Origin of the sequence: Exiguobacterium undae DSM 14481 (assembly GCF_000620805.1) — a bacterium.
GTDB classification, from domain to species: domain Bacteria; phylum Bacillota; class Bacilli; order Exiguobacteriales; family Exiguobacteriaceae; genus Exiguobacterium_A; species Exiguobacterium_A undae.
Window position 1 is genome coordinate 2972650 of sequence record NZ_KK211187.1, and the last position, 21032, is coordinate 2993681.

The 21032-nt window shown below is 47.9% G+C and carries 20 protein-coding genes and 1 riboswitch; of the genes, 9 read left to right on the plus strand and 11 right to left on the minus strand.

The window, feature by feature from the left end:
- Nucleotides 1-82 precede the first annotated feature (82 nt).
- The 4 genes from P397_RS0116030 (at nt 83) to P397_RS0116045 (ending at nt 4512) form a co-directional block, all read left to right on the plus strand.
- Nucleotides 83-1711 carry an ABC1 kinase family protein gene (locus P397_RS0116030; RefSeq protein WP_028107173.1) on the plus strand — a complete coding sequence of 543 codons (1629 nt, stop codon included), beginning with the start codon at nt 83-85 and terminating at the stop codon, nt 1709-1711.
- A 136-nt stretch (nt 1712-1847) separates the two neighbouring features.
- A complete protein-coding gene (locus P397_RS0116035; protein WP_028107174.1) occupies nt 1848-2699 on the plus strand; it encodes a GRP family sugar transporter in 852 nt (283 codons plus the stop codon).
- Between the two features lie 18 nt (nt 2700-2717).
- Nucleotides 2718-3503, plus strand: a complete 786-nt coding sequence (locus P397_RS0116040) for an SDR family oxidoreductase (protein ID WP_026834206.1) — start codon at nt 2718-2720, stop codon at nt 3501-3503.
- 37 nt (nt 3504-3540) lie between these two features.
- The gene (locus P397_RS0116045; protein WP_028107175.1) at nt 3541-4512 is read left to right on the plus strand and encodes a cation diffusion facilitator family transporter; all 972 of its coding nucleotides are present in this window, start codon (nt 3541-3543) and stop codon (nt 4510-4512) included.
- A gap of 72 nt (nt 4513-4584) precedes the next feature.
- On the opposite strand, the gene P397_RS0116050 is transcribed toward P397_RS0116045, so the two are convergent.
- From P397_RS0116050 to P397_RS0116065, 4 genes are all read right to left on the minus strand, one after another.
- Nucleotides 4585-5325 carry a thermonuclease family protein gene (locus P397_RS0116050; protein ID WP_028107176.1) on the minus strand — a complete coding sequence of 247 codons (741 nt, stop codon included), beginning with the start codon at nt 5323-5325 and terminating at the stop codon, nt 4585-4587.
- Nucleotides 5326-5397: 72 nt separating this feature from the next.
- A complete protein-coding gene (locus tag P397_RS0116055) occupies nt 5398-5751 on the minus strand; it encodes a thiol-disulfide oxidoreductase DCC family protein (RefSeq protein ID WP_028107177.1) in 354 nt (117 codons plus the stop codon).
- A complete protein-coding gene (locus P397_RS0116060; RefSeq protein WP_028107178.1) occupies nt 5748-6398 on the minus strand; it encodes an SDR family NAD(P)-dependent oxidoreductase in 651 nt (216 codons plus the stop codon). Before P397_RS0116060 ends, P397_RS0116055 begins: the two co-directional genes overlap by 4 nt.
- 57 nt (nt 6399-6455) lie before the next feature.
- Entirely contained in the window at nt 6456-6725 is a 270-nt protein-coding gene (locus P397_RS0116065) for a DUF5327 family protein (RefSeq protein WP_026834211.1), read from the minus strand.
- A gap of 54 nt (nt 6726-6779) precedes the next feature.
- Between P397_RS0116065 and P397_RS0116070 the strand changes: the two genes are divergently transcribed.
- Together P397_RS0116070 and P397_RS0116075 are read left to right on the plus strand one after the other, a co-directional pair.
- Nucleotides 6780-7748 carry a Gfo/Idh/MocA family oxidoreductase gene (locus P397_RS0116070; RefSeq protein ID WP_028107179.1) on the plus strand — a complete coding sequence of 323 codons (969 nt, stop codon included), beginning with the start codon at nt 6780-6782 and terminating at the stop codon, nt 7746-7748.
- Nucleotides 7749-7783: 35 nt separating this feature from the next.
- Nucleotides 7784-9445: a glycerol-3-phosphate dehydrogenase/oxidase gene (locus P397_RS0116075; protein WP_028107180.1), complete on the plus strand. Its 1662-nt coding sequence runs from the start codon at nt 7784-7786 to the stop codon at nt 9443-9445.
- A gap of 75 nt (nt 9446-9520) precedes the next feature.
- Here the strand turns inward: P397_RS0116075 and P397_RS0116080 are convergent, their stop codons facing one another.
- The 6 genes from P397_RS0116080 to P397_RS0116105 all read right to left on the minus strand — a co-directional run bounded on the left by P397_RS0116080 (nt 9521) and on the right by P397_RS0116105 (nt 17202).
- Nucleotides 9521-10954: an amino acid permease gene (locus tag P397_RS0116080; RefSeq protein WP_026834214.1), complete on the minus strand. Its 1434-nt coding sequence runs from the start codon at nt 10952-10954 to the stop codon at nt 9521-9523.
- Nucleotides 10955-11197: 243 nt separating this feature from the next.
- Entirely contained in the window at nt 11198-12487 is a 1290-nt protein-coding gene (locus P397_RS0116085) for a DUF2252 domain-containing protein (protein WP_028107181.1), read from the minus strand.
- Between the two features lie 70 nt (nt 12488-12557).
- Nucleotides 12558-13505: a peptide-methionine (S)-S-oxide reductase MsrA gene (gene msrA / locus P397_RS0116090; RefSeq protein WP_028107182.1), complete on the minus strand. Its 948-nt coding sequence runs from the start codon at nt 13503-13505 to the stop codon at nt 12558-12560.
- Nucleotides 13506-13574: 69 nt separating this feature from the next.
- Nucleotides 13575-13757, minus strand: a complete 183-nt coding sequence (locus P397_RS0116095; protein WP_028107183.1) for a hypothetical protein — start codon at nt 13755-13757, stop codon at nt 13575-13577.
- 57 nt (nt 13758-13814) lie between these two features.
- Nucleotides 13815-15572 (minus strand): solute:sodium symporter family transporter, encoded by a 1758-nt coding sequence (locus P397_RS17485; RefSeq protein WP_035414290.1) that lies wholly within the window; start codon nt 15570-15572, stop codon nt 13815-13817.
- Between the two features lie 151 nt (nt 15573-15723).
- On the minus strand, nt 15724-17202 hold the full coding sequence (locus tag P397_RS0116105) for an amino acid permease (protein ID WP_028107184.1): 1479 nt from the start codon (nt 17200-17202) through the stop codon (nt 15724-15726).
- A 127-nt stretch (nt 17203-17329) separates the two neighbouring features.
- Nucleotides 17330-17514, minus strand: a riboswitch (Lysine riboswitch).
- 175 nt (nt 17515-17689) lie between these two features.
- Between P397_RS0116105 and P397_RS0116110 the strand changes: the two genes are divergently transcribed.
- Nucleotides 17690-18139: a MarR family winged helix-turn-helix transcriptional regulator gene (locus P397_RS0116110; RefSeq protein ID WP_028107185.1), complete on the plus strand. Its 450-nt coding sequence runs from the start codon at nt 17690-17692 to the stop codon at nt 18137-18139.
- Nucleotides 18140-18328: 189 nt separating this feature from the next.
- Complete coding sequence (locus tag P397_RS0116115) at nt 18329-19420, plus strand: GGDEF domain-containing protein (protein WP_235184011.1); 1092 nt, start codon at nt 18329-18331, stop codon at nt 19418-19420.
- A gap of 132 nt (nt 19421-19552) precedes the next feature.
- On the opposite strand, the gene P397_RS0116120 is transcribed toward P397_RS0116115, so the two are convergent.
- Complete coding sequence (locus P397_RS0116120; protein ID WP_028107187.1) at nt 19553-20170, minus strand: TetR/AcrR family transcriptional regulator; 618 nt, start codon at nt 20168-20170, stop codon at nt 19553-19555.
- Nucleotides 20171-20364: 194 nt separating this feature from the next.
- Here P397_RS0116120 and P397_RS0116125 point away from each other — a divergent pair, with 194 nt between their 5' ends.
- Nucleotides 20365-21021: an HlyD family secretion protein gene (locus P397_RS0116125; RefSeq protein ID WP_028107188.1), complete on the plus strand. Its 657-nt coding sequence runs from the start codon at nt 20365-20367 to the stop codon at nt 21019-21021.
- Nucleotides 21022-21032 lie beyond the last annotated feature (11 nt).

Consider the following 21032-nt stretch of genomic DNA (forward strand, 5'->3'; position numbering starts at 1 on the left):
ACCGATTCAACCGTTTGTAAGTGACGTTTTTAGGTAAAGTAACCTATACTGAAACAAACTGTACAGGAAGCTAGGTGACCGTATGAAACGTTGGGCGCTTTATCGGATTTTCATCATCGTAACGATGTTCGCTCGTTACATTTGGACGATTTATCGATTCACCCGGAAGAACCGACCCGGTACGAATAACGAAGAATTCGAGCGGATCATGATTACGATCGCCCGTGATTATAAGAAAAAAGCCCTTCGTCTCGAAGGACTCCTCATTAAACTCGGACAGTTCCTGTCGATTCGGGCAGACTTGTTTCCTCCGTCTGTTTTAATGGAACTGACGGAACTCGTTGATAAAGTCCCGTCCAGCAAGCTTGGCGAATCCAGAAAAATCATCGAGGAGGACTGGGGAACGACAATCGAAGACATTGTCGACGATATCTCTCCTCGACCGATTGCCTCTGCCTCAATCGGTGAAGTCTACAGCGCGACCCTCAAATCAAACGGTCGCAAAGTCGCGATTAAAGTGCAACGACCGAACATCGAACAAATCATCAAAACCGATTTCCGGGCGATGCGCCTCGTCATCGCCATGCTCCGCCGGACATCACTCAACAAATCAACCGATTTACAGAGCCTCTACCGTCAGATGGTCTTCGTCATCGGAGATGAGCTGAACTACCGGACAGAATTGAAAAACGGTCTGTACTTCAAAAAGATGTACGAAACGAATCCCGTCATCTATATTCCGGATTACTTTGAAGAACATTGTACGAACCGTGTGCTTGTCATGGAGTGGATCGAAGGTACACGGATCACGGATCTCGAGTATTTAGAAAAACATAACATTGACCGGGACGAATTAGCCCGTAATCTGTTTTTAAATGCCGGTGAACAGCTGTTGTTCGGCGGAAAATTCCACGCCGATCCCCATCCGGGTAACGTCCTCGTCCAAAGTGACGGCCGCATCGTCCTGCTGGATTTCGGAATGATCGGGGCGACGACCGCTGATGATATGCGGGCTATTCAACGCATCCTCCAGTCGTTCGTCACGCTCGATTACGATGCAATCGTCGACGGGCTCGAAGATTTACGGTTTTTATTACCAAACGCCAATAAACAAAACATCCGGCAAGCGATTGAAAAAGCGGTCACCTTCTATCTTGAAAGTGACATGGAAAACGTCGATACGAAGTTGATTGAAAAAGTATTATCCGATATTGAATTACTCGTTCGAAACGAACCGATTCAACTCCCGGCCGAGTTTGCGTTTTTCGGTCGGGCCGCCTCGACGATTCTTGGCATCCTGCAAATTTTATCGCCACAGATTAATTTACTGGACCTTGCGAAACCGATGGTCCGAAGATGGTTGGATGAAGAAGGAAAAAACCAAAATCGTTACTTACAAATCGCCGGTTCCTACGCAGCACGACTGCTTGCTTTCCCGCGCCTCGTCAACGATGCGCTCAGTGAGCCGACCCGCTGGCGTCTGTTTGAACAACAGAAGTTTTCTCGGGTCGCCAACATGGAATCGCTGAAGATCCGCCAGTGGACCAGTTCCCTCGTCGGAATCGTCAGTTTACCCGTCAGTTATGCCGGCTACTTCTTGGCACAGTATGATTTGATGGGCGCATCGCTCACCATTGCCATCATTGCGTTATGGAATGCCCGGCGCATCGGACGTCAGATTGTCCGGATTGCCGATGAACCGTTTAAATAACCGCCACAACGTCCTTTTAACAGGACGTTTTTTTATATCGAAATAATACTTTTCCATTTTGGCATGTTTTTCGAATCTGTTCCCGGGGTACATCTTCAAGTAGATAGATACAAAACCAGAAGAGGTGAAACACTTGATTGATATCTTAATTGCGCTCGTACCGGCCTTAATGTGGGGAAGTCTTCCTTTAGTCGTCTCTAAAATCGGTGGTTCGACGGAGCAACAAATTATCGGAACGACACTGGGTGCATTGATTTTTGCCATCATCACCTTCTTTTTTGTCAGTCCTGAACTTTCCACAACGGCTTGGGTCGCCGGCTTCTTCTCAGGTGCTTTTTGGGCGCTTGGTCAGATGAACCAGTTTGCAGCTTTCAAACAGATGGGTGTCTCGAAGACGATGCCGATTTCAACCGGAATGCAACTTGTCGGGACTTCTTTGTTTGGTGTCCTCGCCTTCGGTGAATGGTCGAATCGGACCGCTTTAATTCTCGGCATCAGTGCGCTCGTCCTGATCGTCGCCGGAGCTGCTTTTACTTCCTATAAAGAAGACAAGAGCAAACAGGATGAGAACATCGGAAAAGGATTACTCCTGCTGTTAATCTCGACGGTCGGGTATGTCGGGTATGTCGTCATCGCCCGTTGGTTCAACATCAATGGTTGGGAAGCGGTGTTACCGCAAGCAATCGGAATGGTCATCAGTGCGATTCTGCTGTCACTTCGTAAAGGGAACTTGTTCACGAAGAAAACAGCCGGTAATACGATTGGTGGTCTCATGTGGGCCGTCGGGAACATCGCTTTACTGTTCGCTACAGCCAAAGTCGGTGTGGCAACCAGCTTCTCATTATCACAAACCGGAGTCGTCATCTCGACGATTGGTGGTGTCGTGCTCTTAAAAGAAGCCAAGACGAAAAAGGAAATGACGTTTGTCATCATCGGCTGTATCTTGGTCGTCGTTGGCGGAATCATGATTGGATTCACGAAACAATAATAAGGAGGAATTGATTTTATGTATAACAGTCTAAAAGGAAAAGTCGCCATCGTCACAGGCGGTTCAATGGGAATCGGTGAAGCCATCGTCCGCCGTTATGCGGAAGAAGGCATGCGTGTCGTCATCAACTACCGGAGCCACCCGGAAGAAGCGACTAAAATCGCAGACGCCATCAAGCAAGCCGGTGGTGAAGCCATTACCGTTCAAGGTGATGTGTCAAAAGAAGACGATATGATCAATCTCGTCAAGCAGGCGGTCGAGCATTTCGGACAACTCGACGTCTTCGTCAACAATGCTGGTGTCGAAATGCCGTCCCCGTCTCACGAAATGTCACTCGAAGATTGGCAAAAGGTCATCGACGTCAACTTGACCGGTGCTTTCCTCGGAGCACGTGAAGCACTCAAATACTTCGTTGAACACAACGTCAAAGGAAATATCATCAACATGTCGAGTGTTCATGAAATCATCCCTTGGCCGACATTCGTTCATTACGCTGCCAGTAAAGGCGGCGTCAAACTGATGACCCAGACACTGGCGATGGAGTATGCTCCAAAAGGGATTCGCATCAATGCGATTGGTCCCGGTGCCATCAATACACCAATCAACGCCGAAAAATTCGAAGACCCGAAACAACGGGCAGATGTCGAAAGCATGATTCCCATGGGAAACATCGGCAAGCCGGAAGAAATTTCAGCGGTCGCCGCATGGCTTGCTTCAGACGAAGCGAGTTATGTCACAGGCATCACGCTGTTCGCAGACGGCGGCATGACACTTTATCCATCATTCCAAGCTGGACGCGGGTAACCCCCGCGTTTCTGCTCTCTAAAGGGAGGAACCCCTCATGTCGAATTTTTTTACGCTGTTAAGGCGCGGAAATAAATCCGCCCTCGCTGCCGCCATCGTCAACACCATTATTGCCATTATAAAATTCGTCGCTTACATCTTAACCGGGAACATCGCCATGTTTGCGGAAATGATGCATACGATCGGTGACGCAGCCAACCAGTTTTTCGTGTACATCGGATCAGCTTTAAGTAAAAAAGCACCGACCAAACGGTTTCCGAACGGTTTCGGTCGCCTCGTCAACCTTGTCCTGCTGGCAGCGATTCTCGTCGTCGCAATCCTTGCCTATGAAACCATCCGCGAAGGGATTTTGCACATTCTGCATGCCCCGGGCGACAAGACAAGTGGTCTTTGGATCATTTTGACCGCTCTCGGAATCGGTGTCGTCCTTGAAGTGGGTGTCTTCTATAAAGCGATGATTGAAGTCGGTCATGAAACCGGTTTGAAATCACGTGGCCTGACGTTAGTCGGTCAAAGTTTTACGAACTTGTCGCAAGCAAAACCTGCGACACGTCTCGTCTTTATGGAAGATTTAGTAGCGACGCTTGGTGGTATCATCGCCATCATCGCGGTCTTGATTTCACACTACACCTCGTTTTATCAAGCAGAGGGAATCGCTTCGATTCTCATCGGTCTGATGATGTTTTATGTCGTGTATAACGTCTTTATTCAAAATGCGGCCGGTGCCCTTGGCGAGATTGATGAAGTCTTGACGGCAAAAATCGGCGAAATCCTGATGCGCGATCCAGATGTGCGGGATATCGAAAAGCTGGAAGTCATCAAAGAAGGCGATCACTTCCATGTTGAAATCGAACTCGAAGTCGATCCGGGACTGACGATTGCTCAAGCAGACGATATTAAAGACCGTCTCGAGTTGCAAATCCGTATTCTCAAAGGCATCACCGATGTGACGATTGCCTTTGATGAAGATGATAAGATTCAACAGTATCAACCCCCGACGCAGCCTTGATCACAACAGTAGCGTACATGTCAAAGAGGTACCTCCGATTTTTTCGGCAGGTACCTCTTTTGTGATGAACGTTTAATTGGCCGCCCGGATAAATCCTGCTTCTTTCGCTTCCTGTTCACTGCAAAATATCTCTTCCGGATTCACTTCTTCGTATGAGCGTCCCCCTTCGACGTGATAGATTTTTTTCCCTTGACGGTTGATGTTGCCTTTGATGTTTTGACAGTCATCCGTTTGCTTCACCGGCTTCTCGGTCAGGACGGAAGCATCAAATCCACGCTCAGTCGCATAACCGGTCGTCTCCCAAACGCCGATCTTCTCTCCTTTTGCTTCTGCTTCAATCTCTTGGAACGTCTCGACGTAACGCGTATCCGGTTCATAAATATAGGCGACACGCGCCAGACCCTGTCGAAGCAATTCCTGATTGATCATCTTTCCGTCTGCCCAGACATACGCGAGCAGCCGTCCGTATCGATCTGTTTTCGATTGATCCCGTTCAATCAGGACATCACTGCCGGCAGGCAAGGCGTCTTTCGTAAAACGCGAGGCTTCTGGTCCATACGGTTGAACCGGTTTTTCCGGATTAACCGTTTCTGGTGTATCGATCAACAGCAGGCGGACATCTTCTGTCTGACCATTTTCCAGCCGGACTTTGACCGTATCGCCATCGATGACACGTTCGACGGTCGCTTGTGTCACCTTCTCCTCATCCGGCTGTTGAATCCCGGTCTGTGCATCCGGTTCCGGGTCAAGTGCACAGCCGGTTATGAACATGACGCCGATTATGAATAATATATAACTAATCCATCTTTTCATCTGAAAGTTCCTCTCCTATCTGACGAATCATGAAAAAAACGCCGACATGAGACACGTCGACGCTTTATTTCCTCAATTGATCCGGCAATCCGTCGTACAGCTGACGGGAATGACCCGATTTTTAGCGACGCGGTCATAGATTGCTGCACCGATTCCGAGACGAATCGATAACGAGACAAACGGATACGCCGGTCGTAGAAACGGCAACGTCTTTGTCAGTAAACGAATACCATGAATCCCGGCATACCGGACACCTTGTTCGGTTTCGACATGCATCCGCTCGAGTAAAGCCGGCTGTTCAAACGTCCGGACTTGCCGTGCATCGATGAACGTCAACTGTTCAAACCGATCCAGCTGTTCCAAGAACCGCTTGGATTTCTGACAAAGCGGACACCATCCGTCAAAATAAACCGTCAACGTTCTCATTCGGCAGCCAGCACTTTTTCCACGTCCGTTTTGTTCGTATACAACGTATAGAAGGCTTCAGCCACGTTTTTCGGATCAAGCGCCGTTCCGCGTTTGACTTCACCCGCAATCGTGACCGTACCGACGTAAACGTTGTCGTCTTTTAACGTGTCGTGCAGCATATGCGTCAATTGACGCACGCCTGCTTTCCCGATCGAGAGACCCGGTAGTGATTTGATGGCGTGAAGAGCGGCACCACCGCCTGTGATGAGGATTGCCCCGTCTTTACGCGCAATCATATCCGGTGCAACGATTTGTGCGGCATGTAACGCCCCGAGCACATCGATTTCGAATTCTTTTGTAATCTGTTCTGCCGACACCTCAAGGACCGATGCTTGATGTAAAATCGAAGCGTTGTAGACGAGGACATCGATTTGCCCGTACTGATCTTTTGTCCATTCGACAAGCGATTCCAGATCCGTCCGGCGTGACGCATCACATTCGACGCCAACGGCTTCAATGCCTTGTTCCTTCAATTCCGTGATGACGGCAGCCAGTGTTTCTTGCGTGCGCGCGGCACAGACGACTTGAAAGCCTTCTTTTCCGAATCGTTTACTGATTTCTGCTCCGTTTCCTGGACCTGCTCCGATGACGATGACTGTTTTCATAATCTGTTCCCCCTTGTTTTTTCCTTCTACTCTATTCCCGGAATCAATTTGATTTACTCAAAAATCGAGTAAAGACGGTCCTTTTTCCTCTTTTTCCTGAGCCACTCCCATGAATCGGGCCAGCATCGGGTCAACTTCCGGCGTTGCCGGCTGGGATGTCGGCATCATGACAGATGCAGTCGTTTGTTCTGTCTGCGGTTGCTCCAATAACAATTCACAGTAGGCTTTCATGGCCGCAATGTGTCCCGTTTGATCGGTGCCGCTTGTCTGTTCAATCTTCGTCATCGTCTGTCGCATTTTTTCGATGACCTGCTGTTCTGTAATCATCTTTCTCACCTCGTATGATAAATTGAATGTATTAACCGAAAAGGAAGTGTCCTTATGATCCGTACTGCTCTAGTTGGTTTTGGGCTTGCCGGCGAACATCTGCATGCTCCGTACATCACTGCTCCTGATTATCAGCTCGTTGCCGTCCAATCCAGTCGTCCGGAAGCCGTTGCCGGAAGTTATCCGGATGTGCCGGTCTATTCGTCACTCGAACAGTTATTGGCGTCGGAAACGATTGATCTTGTCGTCATCGCGACACCCAACGCCGAACATTATCCTCTCGCCCACACGGCCCTTTTGGCAGGGTGTCACGTCTTGGTCGAAAAGCCCTTTACCGTCACCTTGGCTGAAGCCGAACAGTTGACGGATCTAGCAAAAAAACAACAGCGTGTACTGACAGTTTACCATAACCGCCGTTACACAAAAGACTTCCGGACCTTACTCCAACTGCTCGAAGACGGTGAACTCGGACGTGTTCAGACGTTGGAAGCGCATTACGACCGGTATCGTCCGACCGTTCGGGCACGCTGGCGGGAACAAGACGTTCCCGGAGCCGGTCTGCTTTACGATTTGGGGTCACATTTGATTGATCAAGCACTGATGTTGTTTGGCGAGCAGCCCGACCGTGTCTTTTGTGACCAGACGATCCAACGCCCTGATGGTCCGGTCGAAGATTACACGCATCTGATCCTGACCTTCGGAACCCGTCGTGCCATCCTGCACATCGGATCGCTTGTGCCGGCTCCCGGTCCTTCGCTTGCCGTTCATGGGACAAAAGCCAGTTATTTCGTCGATCATGTCGATACGAAACAAGAGACATACACGTGGGGCAGACCGGAGCAACCGCTCGAAGCCCGTCCCTTCCTTGAATCCGGCTTTCAGAACTATTATCTTGATCTGGCAGCCGCGCTTCGAAACGAGGCACCACTGGCTGTTACGACAGAGCAAGCCCTGCTTGTCATGAAAATCATCGATTGTGCTCAAAAAAGCGTAAAAGAGGGTAAATGGATAGAAGTAGAATAAATTAATCCATTTCAGACGAACAGGGGGAAATATGCATGTTTTCAAGTACGGAACGAACAGCATGGCTAGAAGAGATGGGACAGGAACTGCTCGATGTATTGGTCATTGGCGGCGGAATCACCGGGGCCGGGATTTTACTGGACGCTCAAAGCCGGGGCATGCGGACCGGGTTGATTGAGATGCAGGATTTCGCAGAGGGAACATCAAGCCGTTCGACGAAACTCGTCCACGGCGGCTTACGTTACCTGAAACAATTTGAAATCAAGTTAGTCGCAGAGGTCGGGAAAGAACGGGCAATCGTGTATGAGAACGCCCCGCACGTCACGACACCCGAGTGGATGATGTTGCCACTTGTCGAAGGCGGGACGTTCGGCAGTTTTTCAACGTCAATCGGTTTACGTGTCTATGATCAATTGGCAGGAGTCCGGCGACATGAACGACGGACGATGTTGTCAAAAGAAGAGACGCTTCGTTATGAACCTCTTCTCCAATCGGAACACCTCGTCGGCGGCGGACGTTACGTCGAGTATAAAACGGATGACGCCCGACTGACCGTCGAAGTCTTAAAGGCGGCTGTCGGATACGGTGGACGCGCCGTTAACTACACGAAAGCGGAGTCGCTCGTCTACCATAACGGAAAAGTCGTCGGGGTCGAAGTCCAAGACGTCTTAAGCGGTAAGACGTACACGATTCGTGCGAAAAAAATCATCAATGCAACAGGTCCATGGGTGGATGAGTTGCGCGAAAAAGACGGTTCAAAAGCCGGGAAATCACTTCACCTGACAAAAGGGATTCACCTCGTCATCGATCAGGCCCACTTCCCGTTGCAACAAGCGGTCTACTTTGACGTCGCGGATGGACGCATGATTTTTGCGATTCCACGCGAAGGCAAAACGTACGTCGGAACGACCGACACGAACTACCAAGGGGATATTTTGGAACCTGGTGTCACGGAAGAGGATCGCGACTATATCCTCGATGCGACGAACCAGATGTTTAATGTCGAACTTCGTCCGGAACATGTGGAATCGACCTGGTCCGGATTACGTCCGTTGATTCATGAAGACGGAAAAGATCCGAGCGAATTATCACGGAAAGACGAAATCTTCGTCTCAAAATCCGGATTGATGTCTATCGCCGGCGGTAAATTGACAGGTTACCGGAAGATGGCCGAGCGGATCATCGACATGGTCGCGGATCAGTTCAAAGAGGAAGAAAATCGGATTTATCTGGCATCGCGGACCCATGACATCTTACTCGGTGGTGGCCATCCCGACGGCAGTAAAGGATTTGCCCGTTATTTAAAAGAACAGCAGCCAAAAGGCGAAGCCCTTGGACTGTCGCCGAAAGAAGCGACTTGGTTGATTCAACGCTACGGCACCGACGTCGAACGCGTCTTTGAATTGATTCGTTCGCGCGGCAGCGAAGCCGAACGGTATCAGTTGCCGTTACACTGGTTTGGCGGACTCTTGTACGGACTCGAAGCGGAACTCGTCATGCAACCGGGTGACTTCTTGAACCGCCGCGCTTCTGCCGTCTTCTTTGATTTCCCGAATGCCGAAAAACATGCTGACGGTGTACTCGCCTTGATGCGGAGTGAACTTGGTTGGTCAGCGGAAGAGGAAGCCAAAGCCAACGAAAGCATTCAGCGGGAGTTTGACGCCGTTCGAATTAAAAGCTCGATTCCAGCACTCTGATGCATCATTGGCGGACTTCTGCTTTGGTTGAAGTCATCACAGAAAAAATGCGACCCCTTTCGGGATCGCATTTTTTTATTTGTCGTCCGAAGCTGCGAATTCAGCTGCCGGCATATTTTCTGGAGACAATTTTGAATTCTTTCGAGCAAACGCAAAGTACAGGACAAGTCCAATCGCAAGCCAGATGAGGAATGCAATCCACGTCTCGAGTTTCAAGTTGAACATCAAGAAGAGACAAGAAGCGATTGCTGCAATCGGCACATACGGCATACCTGGACATTTAAATGCCCGTGGAAGATCCGGTTGTGTTTTACGAAGGATCAAAACAGCGACTGAGATCAAGACGAACGCTGCAAGGGTTCCCATGTTAACGAGGTTGGCGATGACGTCAAGTGGGACAAGCCCTGCGACGGTCGCACTTCCGAGACCAATCATCCACGTTGCTTTGAATGGTGTTTGGTATTTCGGATGAACTTCTGAGAACACTTTCGGGAACATTCCGTCACGTGAGATGGCGAACGCCAAGCGGACCATTCCGTATGTCATGACGAGAATAACCGTTGTAATCCCGAGGATGGCACCTAGATCGATGAATCCTGCAACCCAGTTTTGACCTGCCATTTGAATGGCGAGTGAGACCGGGTGATCGACACCAGCAAACTGTTGGTAAGGAACGATCCCTGTCATGATGGCGGCGACGATGACGTAAAGTACTGTACACACTGCCAATGAACCGATGATTCCACGCGGTAAGTTCTTTTGTGGTTCCCGCACTTCTTCTGCTGCTGATGTAACGGCATCAAAGCCGATGTACGCGAAGAAGACGATGGCGGCTCCTGAGAAGACGCCACCCCAACCGAATGGTGTGAACGGAGCCCAGTTCGTCGGTTCGACATAGCCGACACCAACGACGATGAACAAGACGACGACGGCAAGTTTAATGACGACCATGATATTGTTGACACGTTTTGTTTCTTTAATTCCCATCGATAAGAGAGCTGTAATCGCAAGTAAAATCAGGAAGGCCGGTAAGTTAAAGAATGTTCTCGCTCCCTCCACTGCACCGGGAGCTGCTGAAATGGCTGTCGGAAGATGAATCCCGAATCCGCCGAGTAAGGATTGGAAGTAACCGGACCACCCTGCCGCGACGGCACTGGAGGCAAGTCCGTACTCCAGTATTAAGTTCCAACCGATGATCCAGGCAAAGATTTCACCCATCGTCGCATACGTATACGTATAGACGGATCCACTCACGGGAATCGTCGAAGCAAACTCCGCATAAGCGAGCGCTGCTAACCCACAGGCAATGGCAGATAAAATGAAAGAAACAATAAGACCAGGTCCTGCTGTCAATGCTCCTGTTCCGGTTAGGACGAAGATTCCCGTACCAATGATGGCGCCAATTCCTAAAAACGTTAAATCCATTGCGCCAAGATTTCGAGCAAGTCCACTGTTACGTTGACTCGCAGCAATCATAGCGGAAACATCTTTTTTCCGCGTCAAACTCATGATGATCTTCCCCCTGTTGTGTGTTTAGTTCGTATTACAAAACATGTTTCGCAATTACTTAAACCAAAATTTACGAAGTTTTCAGATAAATTGATGTAGGTCATTTGTACTATTTGCAAATTGATATCCGCTTACATAATTTCCGGTCACTAAAAAAAATTCTTTCCGCAACCCTTTAACCAGGCTTCCAGAAAGAATTTTTCAGATGAAATAATCTTCAGACACAGAGAGCAAATATAGGAATCACCGATTAGCTAACCAAGTTAAAAACACTTGGAAATCAAGGGTTGTGCGTGCCGCATAGGCACTTGACCAGCGTTGGATTTGCCGGGTGAATTCTGCATCGGATACTCCGATCGATTCGATGATGACGACGTCCGCATGATGCTTTAAAATATCAACATCAATTCCGGCATCCATGTCTGCCCGCGCATGAATTTTGGCGGTAATTTGACCTTGAATCGAAAGGACGTTTTCGAGGTCTTCCTGGCTCTTGATATGCTTTGCTTTTAATTTCTTTTTGTAAGGAGAACGTTCGCGGAGGTAATATTCTTTTCCATTCATCGTCACATATCCAAGATAAGGATCTTCATGCGCCTGCATGGCTTTTTGCGACGTCACGACACGGCGTCCTTGATGGACCGCTTCGACGTCTTCCAAATAGACGGGCAGAAAGAGCGCCGGCACTGGCGATTGCGCTTGTTTCATCTCTAAAATCAAATCTTCATGTTCGCCGCCCTTTCCTTCCACGAGGATGTAATACCGTTCGAGACCAATTGATGCCGTGCCGCTATCCAGTTTATAGACGATATCTTTAATCTCGTAAAATCCCTCTTTCTGCCGGTCTTCTTCATCAATCGAAGCGATGTAATCCGGCCAAATCGATTCAATGGCGGCATACGTCGCTGCATCGACTTGCTTCATGTCCGGTAAATCGGCAAATTTTCGTTGTCCTTCGACGACAGTGGTCCGTTCCCCCAACAAGTCCGCCTTCTTTTTCTCTGCCTTTTTGATCAGTTTACGAATCGGTCCTTTTGTATTATCGATCGTAAAACACACTTTGCTTGGATTTTTACCTTTGGCATATTGCCGTAAGTCATCTAAGTAATGGTGGACATAGGCAGCGATTGCCGGTTCCGGATCGTATCCCGCTTCCTTCGCAAACAGTTGGACGGAGACGGCCATTCGGATCACATCGTACAAATAAGAACCGAGATACCCTTCATCAAAATCATTGACGTCATAAATGATTTCGCCTTTGGCATTCCCATGAACTCCGAAATTTTCGAAGTGTAAATCACCCTGAATCCAAGTCGGCGTTTCACTTGGTGTATCAAATCCCAACGGAATTCGGGTCAGATCGTAATAAAAGAGATGGGAGCTGCCACGGAAAAAAAGAAACGGGCTGGTACTCATCTTTTGATACTTCACTTGTCGTGCTGTTTCATCCAGTCCCCGAATTTCGTGATCGTAAAAATCGAGCACCTTTGCAATCGTTAACTGTCGAATTTCTTCATATACACGTGTGAACATGGAAAACCCTCCTTTTTAAAATTAGTAAAAAGACAGCAAAACGAATCCGCTTTGCTGTCTTTTGTCTTCATTATTCGAAGTGTTTTTTATATTCCCCATATCCCGCAGTATCAAGCTCTTCTAACGGAATAAATCGCAGGGCTGCTGAATTGATGCAGTAGCGTAAGCCACCCAACTCTTTTGGACCGTCATCAAAAATATGACCAAGATGACTGTCTGCATTAGCGGAACGGACTTCTGTCCGCGTCATGCCGTGCGTCGTGTCGAGTTCGACTTCCATTTTGTCTTCAGAAATCGGTTTTGCGAAACTCGGCCATCCGCAGTTCGAGTTAAACTTGTCTTTTGACGTAAAGAGTGGTGTTCCATCGACGATATCGACATAAAGACCCGGTCGTTCCTCATCCCAGTATTCATTGCGGAAAGCCGGTTCTGTACCGTTTTCCTGTGTGACTTTATACTGGATCGGCGTCAGACGTTGTTTTAATTCCTGTTCCTTGCCTTGATCCTTCCAGGCTTCTTTGACGAACTTCGCCCGACCGGAGCCGACACTATACATCTGATAGCGGAACGGATTTTTTTTGTAATAATCTTGATGGTACTCTTCCGCCGGCCAGAATGGTTTCGCCGGACGAATGTCGACAGCTACCGGTCGTGAGAAACGGCCGGATGCGTCAAGCGCCGCTTTTGAACGTTCAGCTGCTTGTTTTTGTTCTTCATCAACATAGAAAATGGCTGGTTCGTACGATTGACCGCGGTCGTTAAACTGCCCGCCGCCGTCCGTCGGATCGATTTGGCGCCAAAAAATTTCAAGTAATTCCTCATACGTAATGACAGACGGGTCATACGTAACTTCTACGGCTTCTAAATGTCCTGTTGTTTCTGAACAGACCTCTTTATAAGTCGGGTTTTCTGTATGACCACCTGTATAACCGGAAATGACTTGTTCGACACCATCATATTTATGAAATGGCTTGACCATGCACCAAAAACAGCCACCTGCGAATATTGCTTTTGCCATCTAGCTTCCCCTCCTCTGTATATGCCTATTTTAACGCGTTCCGTCCCACTCCCCTACTATCTTGCTCAGTCAATCTTCGGGATTCACTTTTAAGCGCCGCATGACAAAATAAATCGCGGCAAACACTAAGATCAATCCACCAAACGAATACCAGATGTTGTTCATGCGATAGAGCATCTGATAAATCGCCAGCGTTACAAGCAAGATGGCAATCGGGATGAATGCCCGTTTAAAGTGATACCAATAATTCACTGGGGTCGCCTCCGTTTTTTCTTTTATCTTACTTGATTTCCCGACCCCGTAGTGACATTATTGCGCACGTTTGTATTCTTCGAGATATTCCGCATAACGCGTATTCCATGCTTTTAAAGCATACCGCCACAAAATCACTGTTGTTACGACCAACAGAAGCGTGATCGGCCAGAACCAATTCGATACGATGCCGTCCGGATAAGCGACACCAATTTTTGAAAATAAGACATACATCCAGACGATGGATGACGTCAGCAGGACCGAGACCGGGATCGCATATTTCCAGGGCGTCAATTCGACATTGCCGCGACGGTACATTTTCTTCGTCGCTGTCGCCGGTCGGTATTTCCCCATCACGATCATAAACAGGACTTCAATCACAAGCAAAATGCCGTACCCGTGAATATAGCTGATGCCGTGATCCCATCCAAAAATCTGTTTGAGACCAAACACAAAGAAGTAATAGGCAATGACGTGGAACACGATGACGATTTTAGCGGCAATCGGCGGGATTGTCCGCATAAACATTCCCATCAGGACAATGACCAGAATCGGAATGTTAAAGAATCCTGTAAACTGGCGAATTAAGCTCCACAGACCGTCCGGTGCATACATGAGAAAAGGCGCGACGATGAACGAAATCAATGCCACGACGGTTCCGAATATCTTACTGACCCGGATCAACTGCTTTTCCGAAGCGTCTTTGGCAAACACCGGTTGATAGATATCGAGAACGAATAACGTCGCAATGCTGTTGAGCAACGAATTAAACGAACTGAACACAGCACCTAGCAACACTGCCAGGAAAAAGCCCATCAAGGAGACCGGCAGGAGTTCCGTGATCAGTTTCGGATAGGACAAATCGCCGCTTGCCAAGCTGCCACCATACAAGTGAAACGCGATGATTCCCGGAAGCAACATGAAAATCGGCACCAGTAACTTTAAAAAACCGGTCATTAACACACCTTTTTGTCCTTCTTTTAAATCCTTTGCACCGAGTACACGTTGAATGACATATTGATTCAACGACCAATAAAATAAGTTGGCGAACAAAATTCCGGTGAAAATGGAGAAAAAGGGTACCGCATCATCCGATGAGCCGATGGCATTTAACTTTTCCGGATGGACGGTTGCGATTTGTTTCATCCCTGCCAGCATATTGCCGTCTCCTAAAGCAAAGAATCCAAGAATCGGTACTAAAAATCCGATGATGACTAAGCCGATGCCGTTTAATGTATCCGATACAGCAACAGCCCGTAATCCACCGAAAATAGCGTAGACGGCTCCAATAATACCGACAATCCAAATCACAATCCAAAGTGACTCCGTGTATCCAAGACCGAACAAAGCCGGTACGTCAAACAGTTGTAAGACTGCAATCCCTCCGGAATACAGCATCGAAGGAATCGTGACACACATATAGCCGAGCAAGAACAGTAAGACTGTCATACGCCGTACGGTCTCATCGTAACGTTGACTCAAAAACTCCGGTAACGTCGAGATCCCCATCCCGAGAAACTTCGGAAGTAAATAAATCGCCATGATGATAGCTGCAAAACCGGCCGTTACTTCCCACGCCATACTCGACATATTGCCGACGAACGACTGTCCATTCAAGCCGATTAACTGCTCTGCTGATAAATTCGTCAACAGCAAAGATCCGGCAATGAATACGCCGCTCAACCCGCGCCCCGCCAAAAAATATTCATCGATTCCTTCCGTCTTTCCCCGCGTCATCCGGTAAGAGACGTAAGCGACAAGCGCCATAAAAAAGGCTGCCGATCCCAGCGTCAAAATTAAATCATATGTATTCATTGTTTTCTCCCCTTCTCCCCTTTTTAAGCCAAACAATTGTTTATATGATTCCTTTTTTTTACCTCTCCAAAACAATATTTCAGAATTATATTGATTCTATTGATTATTTTATACAAAAAAAAGTCATCCCTTTAAAAAGGATGACCGTTGATCATGGACGCGGATGTTCCGGGAAGTCCATTTCTGCATAAGGAACAACCGATGTCCGGTTTTTAAATTTATGACCTAACCAGAAGGCAAGGAACAACGGGATACCGATATACGTCGCAGCGATTCCGACCCAATCAATTTGATCCGCGAGGAACGCGGCGTAGTTTTGACCAACGATGACAAGGAAACAAAGTCCAAAGGCAAACAGTGGTCCAAACGGGAATGCCGGCGCAACGTACGGCAAGTCGCTTAACGAATGTCCTTGAGCAAGGAATCCTTTACGGAACCGGTAGTGACTGATTGCGATTCCAAGCCACGCGATGAAACCGGTCATACCTGAGGCATTCAACAGCCAGAGGTAGACTTGACCGCCAAACATCGATGTCAGGAAGCAGAGTGCGCCGATGGCTCCGGTTGCGAGCAAGGCATTACGTGGTACACCGTTTTTCGAGACTTTAGCAAACATTTTTGGTGCATCGCCTTGACGTGCCAGTGTGTACAGCATGCGTGTCGAGGCATACATCCCCGAGTTCCCGGCTGATAAGACGGACGTCAAGATGACGGCGTTCATTAAGGCTGCTGAAAACGCGAGTCCGGCTTTTTCAAAGACGAGTGTAAACGGGCTGACGGCTACATCCGTAATATCATTCGACACTAAGTTCGGACTCGTATACGGAATCAACATCCCGATGACAAAAATCGCGAAGACGTAAAACAACAGGATCCGCCAGAAAACTTGTTTGACAGCTTTCGGAACGTTCTTTTTCGGATCTTCCGACTCTCCTGCGGCGATTCCGACGAGTTCGGTTCCTTGGAAGCTGAAACCGGCGACGAGGATAATTCCGATGACGGCAGGAATACCACCGACGAACGGTGCATCACCTAATGCAAAGTTTTTAAATCCGACCGGTGCTTCCGATGTGAAGACACCAAAAATCATTGCAACACCGACAATCAAGAAAATGATGACAGTCACGACCTTGATCATCGCAAACCAATATTCTGCTTCTCCGAACCCTTTAACGGAGAAGAAATTTAAACCAATCATCAACAATAAGAAAATGGCACTGAAATAGAAACCAGGTACGCCGGGGAACCAGTACGTCATGACGATTTGTGCCGCAACGAGTTCAACCGCGATCGTAACCGCCCAGTTGTACCAATAGTTCCAGCCTAAGGCAAAACCAAACGATGGATCGACGAATTTCGCACCATACGTCGAGAACGAACCGGCGACCGGCATGTAAGCTGCCATCTCGCCCAAGCTCGTCATTAGGAAATACACCATCAATCCGACGATAGCATATGACAACAGGGCACCGCCCGGACCTGCAGCGGCAACAGATGCACCGGATGCGATGAAGAGTCCGGTTCCGATGGCACCGCCAATCGCAATCATCGACATGTGACGGGCTTGCAGACCACGTTTTAAGCCTTCTTCAGTTGAATCAAGTTTTCTTTGGGGTTGTAAAGTATTCATGTGATTCGCTTCTCTCTTCTTAGATTTTTTGAGAGGACACTTTTTGGAAAAAACAAAAAGCGCCCTCATCTTCCAGAAGGAAGATGAGAACGCAACATAGTAAAAGGATGCGCCTCATTCTACCGTCGTGAAAGATAGCTCCCCACAAGTCATAGATGACCTGTGACAGTATTAGACCTGTTTGATCTAATCCCAATCGATCATCTTCAAAGCGATGATTGATTTCGGCAATTCTTCCTTTTCAGTCACCTCATCTGCCGCTTGACGACATCCGTAACTGTACTCATAAGAACCGCAACCTCCATCCCACTGGTTGAGTGAGAACTAATTAAGTTAGTGATTAATTTCGTAATTACCTCGTCATGTTACACAAAACGTCTTTAAATTGTCAATTCTTTTTTTGAATTGACGGCTCTTCATGGTAAAATTCCGTAATTTTTAGTACACTAAACAATAGAAGTTAACCGAGAGAAAGGATGTTGCTTGAATGCCACAAGAACGTGATCAACTGACTTACCGATTAGAGGAACAAATGCGTGTCATTCTCCGGACATTACGTCGTGAACTGAACCGACTGTTTGAAGGAACCGCGACGCGAAGTGAATTTTTCATCTTACGCAGCCTGTCCGAAAATGGTCCCCAACGTCCGACTCTACTCGCAGAACAGTTTGAGCTTGCGACAAGTCAGGTAACGGCTTTAACCGACCGTCTGTATAAAGCAGGCTTCGTCACTCGGACCCGTTCAACAGATGACCGGAGATCGATTGTCCTTGCTTTGACGGATGAAGGAGAAGCGGCGTTTCGTGAACTCGAAGTCGTCCGCCGGAAATACCTGCAGGAACGGTTCGGCACATTGACGGAAGAGGAACTGAATGTCATGGTTCGCGTCTTCGATAAGATTCTTTTGACGATGGATGAAGAAGCCGTTTCTTCCTAAAAAATGTGTGTAAAAAATATTCAACTTATTTTTCAGGCAAAGTTCACTTGACTGTGTACTTTGTCTTTTTTGTCGATTTTTCCTGTTTTACTTCACATTTTTCCATTTCTTGCCGTTAGTAAAATGAGTATACTGGAAGTATGTTACGGAAATGCGTTTACGAGGAGCTGGGAGGATTTGTTGTCCATCATGAATAATTTCATCATCAATTTTTGTCTACTGTTCACAACGATCACTCTTTTGTTTCTACCCTTTCGAAACCAACCGAGGATCACCCCTAAAACAAATGTAAAAACACGACTTTTCTTAGGAGGAGCCGCCGGTTTAATCGCTGTTCTCTTGATGTTCAACAGCATTCAAATTGATGTTGCACGGGTTGACTTACGAATTATCCCGGTCGCCATCGCCATGATGTTCGGTGGATTAACGAGCGCCGCCATCACCGGTCTGATGATCATCGGGGCACGGTTTGCGATTACACCGCTCGACCAAATTGATGCGGCGATTCTTTCGGCGATTGTCATCAGCGTATTTATTGTCACGATTAGTGTCGTCAGACGCTACGTCCGCATGACATTTTGGAATTTTGAGTTGATGATCGGCATCGGAATCCTGTATTCCTTACCCGCCATCTATCTATTGACCCATAGTTGGTCAACATTCTTTAAAGTATCGGCAGCATATATCTTCTTTAATCTGATTGCCGGTTTTGTGACGTATCAGTTACTCACGGAACTGCGACGCCACTTTGAGAACATTCAGTACCAACAAAAACTCGCGATGACGGATGCCTTGACCGGTCTCGCCAACCGCCGTCGACTGGATGATTCCTTATCCCTTGTCGGTTCTGCGGAAGACGGTTACTCCCTCGTCTTAATCGATATCGACTTCTTTAAACACGTCAACGATACATATGGTCATGATGCCGGCGATGATGTTTTGCGTCAACTCGGTACGACCCTTGCTTCCCTCGCCCGTCCGGACGATTTAGTCGGTCGTTACGGCGGTGAAGAGTTTTTAATCATCTTGCCGGATACGTCCGCTGCCGAAGCGAAAAAAATCTCCGAGCTCGCCCGGATGACGGTTGCCCGGAATCTGTTCCCGACGACGAGCGTCCCTGATCTGCAAATCACGATTTCACTCGGCATCGCGCATTCGAGTGGTTCTCATACGTCACTTGAAGCGTTGCAACAAGCAGATAAGGCGTTGTATCATTCTAAAAAATCAGGACGCAACCGCAGTACGATCTATACAAAAGCACTTGAACTCGAGCAGGCCTGACCCCAACTGGTGCTGATTCAAAAATTAATTTCTATAAGACAAGGGTGGCAGAGGATAATTCTGCCACCCTTGTCTCGTTCCCAACGACGATTCGCTTCACAAGTGCAGGCAACAGCAAACAAAACCCGATTTTCAAACCGTATCTTGCGTACGATTCGGAAAACCGATACTCTCGACTGTTCCAAACACGATCATCCGACTGAGCTGGTCGGCCATGTAGGTTGCCGAGTAAGGACGGTCATTGCGTAACCAAGAAATCAATAACCCCAGTTGTCCCCCAATCACATAGTTTAACAACAGATCCTGATCCACCTGTCTCGTTTCACTGACGGTATGCGCTTTAAACACGAGGCGGTAGTTTTCCTTTAACGTGTCCAGGAAACGGGAAATAAACGTCTTGATCGGTCCTTGCAACAACATCGTCCGGTAAAACTGTTCGTGTTGCTCGATGTGGATAAAGAGCCGTTCAAAATAACGGCTGACCTTTTCAACGGAGGGAGACTCGGGTGGAACTACACCGTGAATCCGAATCGCGTCGACGAGTAACCGCATGTGATCCTCGACAATCTGATCCATCAAATCGTATTTATCCGTAAAGTGGGCATAAAACGTCGAGCGATTCACGTTTGCCCCGTCCGCCAGCATTTTTACGGTGATTGCTGAAAACGGATGCTGTTCAAGTAAATGAAACAATTCTTTTGTGATACGGTCACGTGAACGTTTGGGTCGCGGATCGGATGCCGGATTCATCTGCTCTTCCCCCTTTTTTTTAATAGTGTATCCGTTCTCATCGACTTTTCCAACACTTTGTCGGAAATTGTCGGTTGTATGTTGGTTATACGACCATATAATTAACTGTATTAACTACTCCTCCCCCCAGAGGAGTCTTTTTTATGGCTGACGGGGACAGTGGAGTAGACGTAAGAAAGGATGCATCTCATATCATGAACATGAAAAAAGTATTGCTGATTAACATTTTGACGTTGGTCGTGTTGATTGGTGGCGGCGCGATCGGCTACTACTATTACGACCAAGCGACGAGCTACGTCAAAACAGAAAATGCGAAAATCGACGGAAAGATGATTACGATTGCCAGCCCGGGTGCCGGTAAACTGACCGATTGGACCGCTAAAACGGGTCAAACACTGGACAGCGACGCGACGTTAGGTCACGTCATGATGGCGCAAGCCGGTCAAAAACCTGTCAGCACCTCAATCGTCATGCCAACTAAAGCAACGGTCGTTCAGTCGATGGCGACAGAAAACGGTGTTGTCGGTGCGGGGACACCACTGGCTTACGGTTTTAACTTAAACAATCTCTGGGTCACGGCTAACATCGAAGAAACGGACATTGACGAAGTCAAAGTCGGACAAACCGTTGATGTCTACGTCGACAGTTATCCGGATACGACGTTATCCGGCGAAGTCGAACAAATCGGGATGACGACGGCTGGAACGTTTTCAATGATGCCGTCTTCGAACGGCAATGCAAATTATACGAAAGTCGCCCAAGTCATTCCGGTGAAGGTTTCCCTTTCACAAGAAAAATCACTCGACATTCGACCTGGTATGAATGTGACCGTCCGCATTCATAAGGATTAAGGAGGGACTTG